The following is a 14,731-nucleotide window of genomic DNA, read 5'->3' on the forward strand; positions in this document are numbered from 1 at the left end:
TATGTTCAATTTATCCATATCTTAAGATCGATGTTGCCGAAAATACGGCCCAAATTTGTAAGCGCAATAACTTGACCAAAGCTATTTAGGTTGGCTGATGAGAATTTTTCCTTCTCATATAGTTCTAATAGTTTGTTTAAGCTAGGCGCTTGAACCTTAACCTTTTCTTTAAATTCCTGAGTATTTTCTGCGAGTGAAGGATACTCTTTAAACTGGACATCATATGCATCATGGCCAAATATTGGATTGAAATCTAAAACCCCAACTCCCGCTAGATACTGAATGTTGGGCACAGACAGTACACAGTTGTTACTAAAGGCCGCTAGGACGGGAGCCGCAAATTGTTCTAGATGGATAAAAGCAACATTCGGAATCTGAATTGTCATGCTCGAAACAAAATGCTTAACACTAAGAAAGTTGATATGGTCTCTAGTAAGCTTCGGCGTGAGTCTGATTGCCTCTTCAATAGTGATATCTAATAAATCACTATTACCCCTATCAATTCTTGATGCGACCAGATTAGCCAATAAATTCAAGTCAGTCTTTTTGCCTTTCTTGGCAGCTCCCTGAACCGCTTCATTTAAGGCAGCTTGAACATCGGGTTGCGCTAGCTTCTCAGGGTTAATAAAGGCTTGCTTCTTGGCAATTTCACTCTTCAGTTCACCAGCTAAAGCCATAACATTTTCGTTTACTTGCTTCATAGCTTCTTCTTGAAGCTTAGGGAAGTTGTCATGTATCAAATCAAGACAAAGTTGTTTGACGTTGTTATAGTCCATTCCTTGATGGGTGATATTGATATCCCGCTTAGCTTGGTAGGCTTCTGAGTTTTCACCTGTTTCTTGCTTCATATCCCCAATCACTCTCTATTCCTTAATATTGATATCTCTGCCTGACTGATAGGCTTTAGAATTGTCGCCTACCTGTTGGGTCATCTTGGAACTATTCCCAAAGAAGAAAGTTGCCGAAAAGGCTGCAAGAAAAGAAATAAATGCGACTATTCCTTCAAAACTATAGTCATTCAGGTATGAGTAAAAACCTGATATTAAAATACCTGCAATTGTTACCAGTTGGCTAAATAATTTCATTTATCCTCCGTAGCTTGCGGGAACATAACGCTTTGCCAAGGGGCAAATGCGAACGTTGTTGGGCAAAGCCCAGTGAGTATTTGTCCCAGCCGCGCCTTTTGCGGCGAACTTAGGCAACTTGTTATATGCGAACATCTCGCCCCATTCCTTCGTGATAATAATAAACCTCAACGTTTACAAGCACAGATTTGAGTTCTTGAGCCAACTTGAGGCCTTTCTCAATAAAATCGGCTTCTGCCAAAGATGACAAGAAACCTGAGCTAGCGGGATCATCTTCATTTAAAGTTGCATCATATTCTGCCGCCCACTCCATCAGCGACGAAGATAGCTCTTTTGAAATTGGCAATGATGTTGGGTCAATCTCACCTACTTCATCAGCTCCATAGTGCCACAAAGGAAAACAAAGGTAATCGGTCATCACTTTAATCGAAGTCATACTCACGGCATATAACAGCTTATTAGTGCGCATGCGCGTTTATCTCGTTGGACCAGTGAAAACGCGCACAGTTAACTATCTGTATGTAATGAACTTATCAGCATATTGCCAAATATACCATCTGCAAAAACGCGCATGCGCGTTTTCCAAACCTATTATCTCAAGTAGTCAACACATAACTGATTGATAAAAATGAATTATACGGATTAGTACGTGTATAAACGCGCAAAATTATTTCACTATTTTCCTTGATATTCGGAAATACCAAATAACACTGTGTAAACAAACAGTGCATTAGGGATGAGGTAATCATGAGTCTAAAAAGCCCATTTCTAATCGGTGTTCAAGAAACAATGCGTATGCGTGGTTACAGTATTAGGAATAGTCGGGTCAGAGTAAACTTTTACTTACTTGCTGCAAATGCCGGTTGTGGCTACAACAGATCCCCATCGAAGTTGCCGACGACGGCATGGATGCAGGAGTTAGAGCGAAGCAGGATGCCAGAGCCGGGATGCGTAGATGAAAATGCCGTATAGCCATCATGGACGATGGCTAAGACTCGGGAGGACAGGAGTCCCATCCGAGTCGTTAGGCGATTTTTATTGAAGCATGAGGATCAACAACTTCGTCGGGGGCGTCAGGGTGGATGCAAGGGCGAAGGTCATGTCAATGACCGTTTTGAGCGAGAGGCACGGATGCCGAGCTGGCTTTTTACAAGGAAGTACTTGGCGAGGACGAGCAGTCCTCCTTGCCCGGGTGTGGGATGGAATCCCACGACTTTCTCGGCCGTAAGGCCGTATCCGTCCCGACGAGGGAAGCTTCCCACGACGTTAATCCAAACGAAGTTTGGAAAAAGAGCAAACAACCAGTTTTAAGGCTATTGCAGATTAAAAAGATTATCTGAATTGTTGGCAGGCGGAGGAATGATCATCTCTCCTGTGGCATAGAGTCTATCGAACTCTTTCTTTGCATCTATCTTATGATTAACGCAACGAACCATATGTGCATCATTTTTGAAGCTTCTGCACTCATCTGGTGTCACGTAATAACTCTTCCATGCCCGTTCGCGTTTTTGCCGCTCAGCCTGATTAATCGTCATGCGAGCTTTCTTTTCTTGCTCGGCAAGATAGCTTGCTTTAAAAGCCTCTATTCGGCGCTGTTTCTCCGCCGCCTTCTGCGTTGCAACCTTTTCACGCAGCAACTTGGCTTGTTGTTCTAAGAAGCGATCAGCCTCATAAGCAACATAATTAACGTAGGCAATATTAATAATGGCAGTGACTATTCCCGCCAGTAAGATTCCTAGAGTGATCTGGAGTACAAGTTTCATCGAATAACCTAAATTCCTTTTAAGCTAAGCAAGATGCTACCACCTCAGTACAAAATTTGGCACCTCAACCTTCACAATCTCACCAAAAGCACTAAAGCAACCCAATACAAATTGCGACTACTATGACCCCTCATCGAAGTTGCCGATTAAACAAATATCGCAAGCAAAAACAATCCGCAACCTGAACCCAAATGCTGGTTGTGGCTACAACGAATCCCCATCGAAGTTGCCGACTAAATGGATACAGCAGGCAAAACAATCCCCAGCCTGAACCTAAATGACGGTTGTGGCTACAACAGATCCCCATCGAAGTTGCCGGAGTGGATAGCAGAAAATGACGTGAGACTCACATGGATGTGAGGCTAGCTTCCGGGGGGCTTGGATGCCCCATCGGAAGCGTTAGTCATTTTCAAATAGCCACGCAGGGATCACAACTTCGTCGGGGCGGCACGGGGAGATGCAAGAGGGGGATTGCTGGAGATCCCCCTCTTGCCCTGGTGTGGAACGGAGTTCCACGACTTACCTCGACCGTCAGGTCGCACATCCCCGGGTGTGGGATGGAATCCCACGACTTTCTCGGCCGTAAGGCCGTATCCATCCCGACGAGGGAAGCTCCCCGCGACGCTAATCCAAACAGAGTTTGGAAAACAAGTTAACGTCCGCATTCATAAAAATATCAACCACTTCCCTAAGTGCCTATACTGCAAGTACAATGATAAGTCTTAGGATAAGTTGGCAAGACCAAAGGAAAGGCGATGACACTGAAGGAAGATGTCAACAAGCTCACTCAGGCACTGGAGGCGATGCAGTCACAACAGGCATCGGACCGCGCGGCGCTCACGAGTCAGTTAGCGGAATTTAGCCAGCAGCTGGCCGAGCTCAACGCGCGGGTAAATGCCCTTGAGGGCTACGAGCAGGACGAGTATCCACAGCAGACGCATTCGACGACTGCACACACACATTCTATAGATTCAACCTCGGCATCGGCACCAAGCCTCTCAAGCCAATACTTGCCATGGCAGACCCCGCCAGAGCTGTTAAAACCAGAGCCGCCACAAGCAGCGCACACGCAGTCAGAGCCGTTACAGTCAGCGCAGCTAGAGTTAGAGAAGACACCGTCATCCCAGCGAGGCGAACTCAATCAACAGACCGATACCAGCTATCGCCACGACGCCTGGCAGCCCCAGACTCCTCAACCACAGGAACACCCTAAAACTCAACCTTCGGCTCGCTCAACGAAAACCACAAAACAGAAGGCCGCCACTCCAGGTATTGGGCAACAGCTGGCCAACTCGGTGGGGCAGCTGCGGGGCTCTTTGGGCCAGCTGGTCAACCTGCTGCTCGGCCCCTTCGGCGGTCTCGGCGAGCAGGCCAAGGCCTTCTATCAACACTATCAGGCCAAGGGACAGGGCGCGGTATTTCTGATGACACTGGCTGGCATCGTCACCCTGACCCTGGGCTTTGGCTACCTGCTGCAATACTCCATCAACCACTGGTTCTCTGAGCTTGGCAAGGCCATGCTAGGGCTTATCACGGCCAATGGCGTGATCGCCGGCGGCCTGTTTATCCGGCGGGCCAGGCCCGGCATGGAGGACTATGCCTCGGGCATAGTGGGCCTTGGCATCATATTGAATTACCTCTGTATCTATTTCCTCGGCCCCTATTTTGAGCTGATCCCTGAGAGCGCCGCCTTCTCGCTGATGCTGGTCAACACCCTCTTGGGTTACGGCCTGGCGATGAAGCTGGAGACCAAGGTGGTGGCCATCATCGCCCTGTGCGGCGGCTCGCTGGCGCCGCTTATGCTGCTCGATGCCAGCCAGGCGCCGCTGCTCTATCTGCCCTACTTGCTGATCATAGGCGTCTGTTCACTGGTGCAGAGTCACAGGCTGAACTGGCCCGTGCTGATAGAGATCACGGCACTGCTGCATATCGCCTGTGTGCAGCTACTGAGCTTCTTCCTGTTTCTGCCGCTGGCGCCAATCGACACCATGGCCATGCTGGCGCTGGGGTGCATCAACGCCCTCTTCTATCTCTATGGCCTGGGTAGCCTCTGGTTGCAGACCAAGCGGGAGCCCAGTGCACGCCTGCTCATGGTGCCCGTGGCCATGCTCTGCTTTACCCTCTATACCCTGGGGGAGTTTACCTCTTACGCCGGCGAGCTTTTCGCGATCAACGGCGTTATCTGCGCCCTGCTCTATTGGAAGATTAGGCGTGATAGCCTGATAGCACCGCTGATGCTGGCCGCAGCCGGGGTGTTCGCCGGGGTGGCGGCGCTCTACCTCATCAGCGCCGACCTGCTTGGTTTAGTGCTGTTGATCGAGGCACTGCTGCTACTCTGGCTCGGCGCTAAACATGATTTTATCGCCATTCGCACCGAAGCCTATATCCTGTTGGCGATGGGCCTTGGCAGCAACCTGCTGACCCTGTTCGACAGCCTGGCAGTGAGTCATCACCAGCTGGATGGCGCCGCGGGAATGAGCGATAACCTCATCCTCATCCTCATTCTCACCCTTACATTAAGCTGCGCCGCCTGTTATCAGGCGATACGCCTGATTGACGCCCTGGGGGATAGACTTGCCGGGACTGAGCGACTGCTGCGCCGCGCCCTGCAGGGCGTTTTTGGTCAGCTGCTGGCGATCACCGCGCTATTTATCGGCTACTGCTTGAGCCCAGACTTCTATCTCAATGGCCTGCCACTGATCGCCCTGATGCTGCTCTATCTCGGCAGACGAGACGAGCTGCGCTTTACCGAGATCATGGCCTGGTTCTGGCTACTGCCGCTAGGCGGCCTCATCATGCTGGGCATGCTAGAGGCGGGCAGCGTCAACTTTGCCCAGCAGCCTCTCAACGCCAAGCTGGCGCGTATCGAGCTGTTCGGCAGCCTGCTGCTGGCCTACAACTGGTATAAGCGATACACACCTCAGTCGCCGTTGTTAGGGCTGGCCTATTATGTTCAGCTCATCTGTTATCTGGCGCTGCCGCTCCTGCTGCTACCTAAGGTGCTGCGAAGCTACCTGGAGCTGCTCCCCATCTACCTCTGGCTGGCCAGCGCCATGGCCCTTGGCCTCGCGAGGTTCGTGCGCCACAGGAGTCTGGTGATCGAAACGCAAGTGCTCTGTGCCACGGCCATGCTGTTCACCGCCATTAGCTGTCTGGACAATCAGTGGCAGGGATTAGTCGCCCTCGCCATTGGCGCGCTGGCCCTAGGCACAGTGCACGGCCGTTATGAGCAAATGAACCGGCACTGGCGCATATTACTGCGCTTCCCCTGGCAGTTGAGCCCCTTCTATTTTGCCTTGGTCCTAGCCGTTGCCGTACAGACCCTGTCTGGGCTTATCGCCCCGGGTTGGTCCCTGGTATTCCTGGCGTTGACCAGCTACTTTGCCCTGCTGGTCGAGCGCGATAACGCCTTGGGCAGACGTTTCGCCAAGGCGCTGAAACCCGGTTACGATCTCGCCTACGGCCTGCTTCTCCTGCTGCCGCTGGCGCCCATCATATTGCATGGCGATCGCCCCCTGAGGTTGGACATGAGCAGCCTGCTGTTTAGCCTCAGCGAGCTGGGCATATTGGTGGTGCTCGCCTGGTATCTCAGGGGCAAGCGACTCGGCATCGAGTCCCACAAGAAGTTGCTGCCGAAACCTGCCCTGCTGTGGGGCTGGCACAGCCTGCTGGCGGTGAGCTATTTCCTCTGGAGTTATCAGCTGGGGGATCAGGTAGCCGCGCCTATCAGTAGCATCTTGCTGGTGAGCCATGGCAGTGCGCTCATGTTCCTCAGCCTGCGACCGCAACAGACCAGCCTGATACGCATGGCGGGGATCCTCTTCGGCCTCGCCTGTCTCAAGATATTGTTTATCGACATGGCCTCCTTCGTGCTGGTGCAGAAGGTGGTCGCCTTCATCGTCATCGGCATCATACTGCTGACGGTGGCCTACTTCTATCAGAAGCAGAAGAACCGGCTGCTGGCCCTAGGCTAGGAGCTTTAAGCTAAGGGCTCAGGGTTAAAGGTTAAAGAGTTAGGTCGATGCCAAGATTACTGGCATAAAAAAAGAGGAGCCTAGACTCCTCTTTTTCACTTTAGCTTCAAGCATCTTGGGTCATACCCGAAATGCTTGTTTGGCCATACTTTTGACCTTTTTAATTAGCCATCTTATGCAGCCATATTAGCTCACACGCGCCTTAGCCTTGCGGCGACGCAGCAGTGCCAGCGGCAGCAGGCCAAGCAGACCCAAGCCTAAGGCACCACCCGAGCTCGACTCAGGCTGCACAACCTCAGGCTGAGGCGGCGGTGTCGGCTCGACGCCATCGGATTCCACCGTCAGCATGAAGCTGGTGCTGGCGGCATCGCCACTGTGCTCGTTATCGCGCACGGTCACAGTGACCAGGGTGTCACCGTGGAAGTTGGCCTCAGGGATCAGGGTAAAGCTGTTGCCCTGTACCTCGGCCGTGATGTGCTCGCCTGTCACCTCTACCGTGTTAGGCACCTTGTTGGCATCGATATAGCTTACCGTCAGCCCTTCCAGCGGCGTGTTTTCGGCCACAACCTGATCGGCAATCTCGGCGATCTGTATGTTGCCTTGGACGCTGATGGCGTGGATCAGCTGAATCGACGGCGCGCCTTCGAGGTCGTAATCCAGCACTATGTCTTGCACCGTACCGGTCGCCTCAGGCTTGATCACCGCCTTGAAGTTCACCTCCATACGGCTCTGCTCTGGTCCCACATAGTCGAAACAGACAACGAGATCGTCGGCCAGCACCTCATCTAAGTTATCGAAGCCCAGTACCTCATAGAGGCCGCCGCCCTTGGCGCCCGCCTTGGTCGACCACTGAGTATCGAAACCTTCGAGGAACACTGCACCCTTGGCCAGATCGGCACCCAGGTTATCGTAGGCATAGATGATCTCGAACTGACCCGGACGGTCGTCGATGCCGCTACGCAGAATCGTTTCGAAATCATACTCTTCGCCTGTGTTCTTATCGGTCACGTTATCGAACTCGAGGAAGAGGAGATCCCCAAGGTCTGGACGCTCCTCGGCATACTGAGAGGCAATGGTCAGTCCCCATGGATCTTCCCAGTGACGACGATACTTACCTTCGAAGCTACCACGCCAGAAGGGCGCCAAGGCCTCGACCAGGAAGCCAGGACCACGATGCAGCATCATGTACCAGTAACCCGTGTTGAGCTGCATGGCACCTACGGTATGCATGCGCAGATAACCGGCGTTCGGCTGGTTGTACAGCTCAAACTTGGCGCCTTCCTTGTAGAACAACCAATCGATAGGCACGTCGAAGGCGCTGCGATAGTCGCCCACAAACCAGTCGGCCAGCGGCTGCATCTTAAACTCACCGAACAGGTCGATATAGCCACCGGTCGAGTACTCGTCGATCATCGGCGTGCGACACATCTTGTCGGTCAGGTTGGTGGTCATCTTGTACTCGCGCTGTACGTCGCGGGTGGATGCCTGCATCCCCGTCAGGGTAAAGCCGCGCTCATCGGCGGTCACCGCCTGAGTCACCTGATCGTTGTTGGTGGTCAGGGTCGCCGGTGCCAGACGCATTCCCTCAGGCAGTTGCAGGGCAAACTGGTACTGACGGTCCTGAGTCTCCATGTTAGCGGCGATCTTCAGGCTGATATCCACCACATCCATGCTACGTGCCTTGTCCTGGCTCACTTCCCAGGTCACCGCATCGTCGGCGCGGCGGATATCCAGGGCGGTGAAGCCCAGGGTGCCCTCGGCGCCCGGCATGTTGCCGAGGTCGAAACCACCATAGTAGATATCACCGGCCTGGGTCTGTGGCAGGTTCCAGTTGATGCCGATCTCATAGTTACCGTTACCATCGTGCGAGGCTGGGCCCGTGATGCTCAGGTTACCGCGATCGTCATCTTCCATGATGATGGCGTAGCCTGTATCCACGTCCACTTCACCCTGGCCATAGGCCATGGCGGTAGCAACCCAGTAAGTGCCGGGCGCCGGGTTTTCCAGGCTACAGTAGTTATGCTCCGCCTGACTGGTTGAGAGACAGACGGTTTCCGCCGAGTATTCCGCCTTGATGGCGCTGCTGTCGGCTTCGCTGTCTGGCACGAAGGTGCCGTTGTCGTTCTCATCCAGACCCACAATCACAAACGGATGGGGCGTAGTGTAGCGAGGGTTGAGATCCTCGAGGGTGCTCACCACTCCGGCCTTCTGCACCTCGACCACCAGACGCTTGGCGCCCTCGGGTACCGTGATGGTGCGGATATCCCAGCCCTTCTCGATATAGTCCTGACGCAGGAAAGGCCCCACGGCGGTCAGACGATTGCTATACACCTCAGGCTTCACCGGGCCGTAGAAGCGCGGCGTCAGCTGGCTGTAGGCATCGGTATTCACCGTCAGGGTTTCTGTGCCTTGATCCCTGGTGATCTCGAAATGATGTGACACGGGCAGCTGCTCGCCACTGGTGGCCACCACCACAGGCATGTGCACCTCTGGCGATCTGTCGCCCTGCTCCTTCAACACCACCTGGCCGTTGAAGAAGGTGTCCTTGTTGAGCACAGCATCCCACGGGCCGTCGGCCTCTTCGGGATCGACCTTGATCTCTATCTTGCTCGGCGGTGTCGCCGTCACGATAATGCTCTGGGTCTCGCCCGCCTTGAGGGAGAACTGCGCCGGCGATACCGTCAGCTCGAAGCCCTCCTCCTTGCCGATACCCTCAACCGTCCAGGTACCGTCGCGGGTCGCCTTGACCGTACGCATCCAGCTACAGGTGTCGGTACACTCCATCTCCACCATAGAGGGGATGTTGAGCCAGTTCACCAGGCCGCCGTTGGTCGGGTCGGCATTGCGGTAATTTTCGACAGTCTCATCCATCAACAGGCCGGTATCTGCGGCGCGCGCCACGTTGATCGCCCCTGCTCCGGCCATGAAGTTGTAGTAAGGCTCGATCAGCTGATAGCCGGTGTTGAGCATCACTGGGCCCGCCGTTAGCATCAGCGCCGATTGGATCTCCGCCGGTGTCCAGTCTGGATGGATCTGACTCAGCAGCGTCATGGCGCCAGTCACATGAGGCGTCGCCATCGAGGTGCCGCTCATGAAGGTCCAGTCGGAGGCCGTCGGTGAGTAGGTGAAGGGTTGATCGTCGGCGTTGGCCGCATAGATGTCGACACCCGGCGCCGTCAGATCCGGTACCAGAGTGTTATTGGTGCGGCTCGGCCCCATGGAGCTGAAGGTCGCCAGGTTGTTACCCAGCTCGGCGTCCAAGTAATAGTCGTTGCTATAGTCTGAGATGGTCGCGCGGGCGGCTTCGCCGTTACGGTTGACCCAGTTACGCAGCTTGTAGCGCTCGGCGGCCTTGATCTGAATGCCGGGCAGCACGAAGTTGTCCGCCACCAGGTTGTCCGCCGAATAGCTGATGTTTTGCAGGATGAAACCACCCGCGCCACCGGCCGCCACGTTCTTGGCCTTGTCGACACGAGCAATGTCACCGCGCTCACACACCACGATCTGGTCGCTGGTAAAGGTACCGGCCGGGAAAGGCGCATTACAGCTGGCGGCGTTATAGCCATCGTTAAGATCCGGGTCGGCATATTTCTCGGCCATCACCACCTGGCCCGTAATACCACCGGAGAAGCTCTTGCCCTGCATTGGCGCCGTTGGCGCGCTTACCCCTTCGAACTCGCCTAAGGTCTTCACCCCAGCCTCGAGCTGACGATCATGGGTGCTGGCACCTACGGTTGTTACCCAAGGCGAGCTATGATCCGACGACCAGTAGGCGCCATTGTTGCCCGCCGCCACGGCGACAGAGATCCCCGCCTCACGTGCCGCCAGGAAGGCAAGCTCCATGGGATCGGCCCAAGGCAGAGACTCGGCGCCGCCGATAGAGAAGTTGATGGCATCGACGCCATCGGCTATCGCATCTTCAAATGCCGACAGGATCGCCGACTCGGGACAGCCCGCATAGGGGTCGCCGCTGCCACCTGGCCAACAGACCTGATAGGCGATGATATGGGCACGGGGTGCCACACCACTGGTTTGTGGGAAGTTAAAGGGCACATTGATTCCGTCGCTGGTCGCCTCGCCGCTGAAGGTTTGCAGCGGGGTGTCGGTCAGGGTGTTACCCGCGACTGTGCTGGCGGTGTGAGAGCCGTGGCCGTTATAGTCTTCGCCATTGGCCGGGCGGATCATCACTGGGCGGCCGCCGGTTTGAAACTCGGGCGCCGCATAGATGTCGGTGATCTCAGGATAAGAGTGCAGACCGATCAGCTTGTTGTTACACAGCTCTGGCGAGTCGACACAATCGCCCACGCCGTTGTCGGCGCCGAAGGGGTTAGTCGTGGCGTAGGCCTCATCGTCGGCAAACGCCGGGTGATCTGTGTTGATCCCCGTGTCTATGATTCCCACGACCATGCCTTCACCCTTGGCGGCCAGGCTGCCCGAGGTTGCCGTGCCCTGCCACACCTTGTCGGCGCCGATAAACTCTGGGCCACGGTCGGTGCGCAGCTGGAACACGCGGTTAGGCGAGATGCGGGTGACGCCACGCTGATGAGACATCTTGATGGCATCTTCCTGGGTCATCTCCACCACCATGGCATTGCTCGCCAGGGTGAACTGCTTGGTTACCCTCACCGAGGCGCCGGCCTGACGGGCGCTGGCGATAAACTTATCCTGCTTGGACACCAGGTATTGCTTGTAGGATTGAGCCGATGCGGTATTGACCGCGACTCGGCCCTTGGCGATCACTGAGCGGTTTTTCGGCGCCGTGGTGGCGGCATAACCTGGCACGTCACCGGCATAGGTCGCGAGCGGCTCGGCATCGAGCTGAACGATATAGGTCTGCACGCCGCTGGCTTTTTCCGATGGCGTGAAGATCTCCTCAGGCGTGCGCGCCTTCTTGACGCGGTTGATCTGCCCAGGTGTGCCCAGGTAGACCTCGCCACTCAATTCGAGTTGACGCTCTTCGTTGACCCGCTGAATATCTTCGGCGGTAAAGGTCGGGGTGTAGAAGCTGGTGCCAGGCACCTTCTCCATCCCCGGCTGGGCGATGGCAATCGAGCCCGCCCCGGCGAGATAGAGCGCGGTCAGGCTGGCGACGGCGCTTCGCTTAAACATTTGTTGGGTACGCATTGATATTCCTTTGAAATCATAAGCTTATTATTTTTCATGCATTTACATGCGCATTAGGTATATCAAACGACGTCAAAGAAAAACGTACCTTTATGTAACATTGCGGCTACATCTGTGCCGGTATCCGAGTTGAAATTCCCCCGCAACATTTAGCCTTGGAAACCCCTAACCTTCTCCCGGAAATAGTGACTCAAGCTAGGCGAGGCTCACCGCGCAACAGCTCCTACCAACAAGCCTGCTGCCGGCTAAACAGATCCTCTAGCCTTAGGGAATTCAGCTCACGGCGATCTGTCCCCTGCGCCCGTGGCCCACAGTCACTCGTTGCCCTAGGTGTATCTTTTTGTTACAGAAACCCTGGCAAGGTGGCTAAAATTCGGTGTTGTCAGGCTTAGCTGGCGATTTAGCGAAAGGTTAACCACAAGTTAACTGTGATGTAATCCGCAGAATTTTTAACCAACTTGTGCTACAAGGATCGTTCAGCAAATGGTTAATTTTTAAATATAAGATCTATTACTTTTGCCTGTTAACGCCATCGAAAACTGCCGATAGAGGGATATTGTCATGCTGAAGAAAGTGAGCCGACTCGATTACTATACCCTGCAGGTATTTATCGGACTGGTTGAGCTGAAGAGCGGCAGTGCGGTGGCCGAGCGATTGCGTACCACTCAGTCTAAGGTAAGCCGCAGCCTGACTTGCCTGCGGGAGGTGCTGGAGGACGAGCTCTTTATCCGCCAGCAATATGGCTTCGAGCCCAATCAGGTCGCCCTCACCATCTATCCCATGGTCAAGACCATAGTGGAACAGTACGACAAGATAGTGGCCGCCACCATAGACAAGGGCGCCGAGCCCTATCAGCTCAGCGTCGCCACCTATGAGCAGTGGTCGCTGATGGCGATGAACTGTGTGCACAACACCTGCCACTGTATCGAGGGCGGCGTCAGCATCAATATTCAGCCCTGGACCGACAAGATCAATCAGCGTCTGTGTCAGGGCAAGGTCGACTGCAGCATCTCCACCGAGCCGATTAATCACCCCATGGTGAACAACTTTAAGCTGGGGGATATCACCCATTTCTTCATCGTCGCCCGCCGTGGCCACCCTATCTTAACCAGTGACGATCCCTTAGCGCAGATGTTTAACTACCATATCGCCCTGGTGAACACCCACCTGCAGGAGCAGGAGCCTCACCCCATAGAGCTGTATGCCAAGGCCAGGCAGATAGAGATCCGCGTGGCCCTCAAGAGCCCGAGTCTGAGAATGTTGGTGGATCATGTGAGTCACAGCGAGGATATCGCCCTGCTCTCCTCGGCCATGTCGATGAGCTATTTCGAGAATCGCGACGATGTGGACTATCTGGATATCTCCAGGGTCTGGCTGCAGACCCGAGATCTCGAGACCGAGAGCTACTATCTGCATTGCCACAAGGGAATCAAGCCGGAGCTGGCGAACTGCCTGCGCCGGGTATTGACGGAGAAGCTGATCGAGATGCAGGCCCACTGCGATCGGGTGGCCCAGGAGCGTACGCCCCTCGCCCAGCCGGGCATAGCGCCAGAGCCTTCAGCATAAGCCTTTAGCCAAGCCTTTAGCCAGGCCTTTTAGTTAGACCCTTTAATTAGCGCCACAATAAGGATCCGAATGAACCAGTAGGCTAGTTGCTGCCAGTGCTGGTACTTGTTGTAGTGCCAGTTATTAGTGCCTCGTATTAATGACAGTGTTAGTGCACGTTCTGACTGATCAGCTGACCTATCTCCTGCTTCAACCAATCCAGATGGGCGGCGCTGCGACCGCTACGACTCAACATGTAGAGCCTAGGATAGGGCTGATCTTGATAGAGGCGCGCGGTATCCATGCCCGACAGGCAGCACACATGCAGGCCGGGTAGCAGCTCGCTATGCTCATACACCCTGCTGTAAGGCAGCAGGCTCACCGTCTTGTCATCGGACAGATAGCGATACAGTTGATTAAACTCCAGCCCCTCCCGTCCCAGATCCACAGGGGCTAGATGACAGCTAAGGCGCTGCTGAGTGCAGTAACGCTGGAAAGGATCCGGCGCCTGCCTGTCCAGCTGACCAAAGGCGCTCAGATAGGGATAGTTGGCGATATTGGCCAGGCTGATCTCCTGCTGCAACAGGGGATGCTTGAGGGAGCAGAGCAGATACAGGTGGGTCAACTGCTTGAGGGGCGTGATGGTGAGTCTGTCGTCCTGCAGCGCCTTGTCCGAGGACTCGCTGACGATCGCCAGATCGATCAGTCCCTGGGCCAGATCTTCCAGCAGATCCACAGAGCCGGTGCGCAGCTCATAGCTGATAGGCAGCTGCGCCTCGCTGATGGCGCCGCTCAGGCGTTGGGGCAGTTCGGCGATCAAGAGATCGCTCACATAGAGCACCATCATCTGGCTCGCGGCCAGATCGTGGCAACTCTCCAGCTGATGCAGCTGCTCGCCACACTGCACCAGGGCCTTGACCAGGGGATAGAGTTGACGGGTAAATTCGTTGGGTTCTAGGCCATGCTTCTTACGGATGAACAGGGGATCGTTAAAGATCATCCGCGCGTGTTGTAGACAGCGGCTCACCTTGGGCGCGGGTATATTCATCTCCATCGCCACCGACGAAGCGGAATGCTTTTCATACAAATTAACTAATATATTGGCGCTCAGCATATCTAAACTATCTAGAGTCATATTTTTCATTTCAAAATACCTCTCCCGACATCGAATATACCCATTCAGAGTATAGTAAATATATTTAAGCTGACAATATCTTTATTCGATATTAATAAAACAAAT

General features: G+C 54.4%; 8 protein-coding genes. 2 read left to right on the forward strand and 6 right to left on the reverse strand.

Annotated features, from left to right (window positions below):
- Positions 1-5: 5 nt before the first annotated feature.
- The 4 genes from K0I31_RS16355 to K0I31_RS16370 all read right to left on the reverse strand — a co-directional run bounded on the left by K0I31_RS16355 (position 6) and on the right by K0I31_RS16370 (position 2,848).
- Positions 6-848 carry an LPO_1073/Vpar_1526 family protein gene (locus K0I31_RS16355; RefSeq protein WP_220079067.1) on the reverse strand — a complete coding sequence of 281 codons (843 nt, stop codon included), beginning with the start codon at positions 846-848 and terminating at the stop codon, positions 6-8.
- 15 nt (positions 849-863) lie between these two features.
- Positions 864-1,085: a hypothetical protein gene (locus K0I31_RS16360; protein WP_220079068.1), complete on the reverse strand. Its 222-nt coding sequence runs from the start codon at positions 1,083-1,085 to the stop codon at positions 864-866.
- A 121-nt stretch (positions 1,086-1,206) separates the two neighbouring features.
- Positions 1,207-1,554 (reverse strand): immunity protein CdiI family protein, encoded by a 348-nt coding sequence (locus K0I31_RS16365; protein WP_220079069.1) that lies wholly within the window; start codon positions 1,552-1,554, stop codon positions 1,207-1,209.
- Positions 1,555-2,398: 844 nt separating this feature from the next.
- Positions 2,399-2,848 carry a hypothetical protein gene (locus K0I31_RS16370; protein WP_220079070.1) on the reverse strand — a complete coding sequence of 150 codons (450 nt, stop codon included), beginning with the start codon at positions 2,846-2,848 and terminating at the stop codon, positions 2,399-2,401.
- 755 nt (positions 2,849-3,603) lie between these two features.
- Here K0I31_RS16370 and K0I31_RS16375 point away from each other — a divergent pair.
- Positions 3,604-6,822, forward strand: a complete 3,219-nt coding sequence (locus tag K0I31_RS16375) for a DUF2339 domain-containing protein (protein ID WP_220079071.1) — start codon at positions 3,604-3,606, stop codon at positions 6,820-6,822.
- A gap of 186 nt (positions 6,823-7,008) precedes the next feature.
- On the opposite strand, the gene K0I31_RS16380 is transcribed toward K0I31_RS16375, so the two are convergent.
- On the reverse strand, positions 7,009-11,946 hold the full coding sequence (locus K0I31_RS16380; RefSeq protein ID WP_220079072.1) for a S8 family serine peptidase: 4,938 nt from the start codon (positions 11,944-11,946) through the stop codon (positions 7,009-7,011).
- A 561-nt stretch (positions 11,947-12,507) separates the two neighbouring features.
- On the opposite strand from K0I31_RS16380, the gene K0I31_RS16385 reads away from it, so the two are divergent.
- Positions 12,508-13,512, forward strand: a complete 1,005-nt coding sequence (locus K0I31_RS16385; RefSeq protein WP_220079073.1) for a LysR family transcriptional regulator — start codon at positions 12,508-12,510, stop codon at positions 13,510-13,512.
- Positions 13,513-13,660: 148 nt separating this feature from the next.
- Here the strand turns inward: K0I31_RS16385 and K0I31_RS16390 are convergent, their stop codons facing one another.
- On the reverse strand, positions 13,661-14,539 hold the full coding sequence (locus K0I31_RS16390; protein ID WP_491572511.1) for a LysR substrate-binding domain-containing protein: 879 nt from the start codon (positions 14,537-14,539) through the stop codon (positions 13,661-13,663).
- Positions 14,540-14,731: the final 192 nt, after the last annotated feature.

This window comes from Shewanella spartinae (genome assembly GCF_019457555.1).
Taxonomy (GTDB): domain Bacteria; phylum Pseudomonadota; class Gammaproteobacteria; order Enterobacterales; family Shewanellaceae; genus Shewanella; species Shewanella loihica.

Coding starts and splice junctions, on each gene's coding strand:
- K0I31_RS16355 (WP_220079067.1), bottom strand. CDS start 848: ATGAAGCAAGAAACAGGTGAAAACTCAGAAGCCTACCAAGCTAAGCGG.
- K0I31_RS16360 (WP_220079068.1), bottom strand. CDS start 1,085: ATGAAATTATTTAGCCAACTGGTAACAATTGCAGGTATTTTAATATCA.
- K0I31_RS16365 (WP_220079069.1), bottom strand. CDS start 1,554: ATGCGCACTAATAAGCTGTTATATGCCGTGAGTATGACTTCGATTAAA.
- K0I31_RS16370 (WP_220079070.1), bottom strand. CDS start 2,848: ATGAAACTTGTACTCCAGATCACTCTAGGAATCTTACTGGCGGGAATA.
- K0I31_RS16375 (WP_220079071.1), top strand. CDS start 3,604: ATGACACTGAAGGAAGATGTCAACAAGCTCACTCAGGCACTGGAGGCG.
- K0I31_RS16380 (WP_220079072.1), bottom strand. CDS start 11,946: ATGCGTACCCAACAAATGTTTAAGCGAAGCGCCGTCGCCAGCCTGACC.
- K0I31_RS16385 (WP_220079073.1), top strand. CDS start 12,508: ATGCTGAAGAAAGTGAGCCGACTCGATTACTATACCCTGCAGGTATTT.
- K0I31_RS16390 (WP_491572511.1), bottom strand. CDS start 14,539: ATGAATATACCCGCGCCCAAGGTGAGCCGCTGTCTACAACACGCGCGG.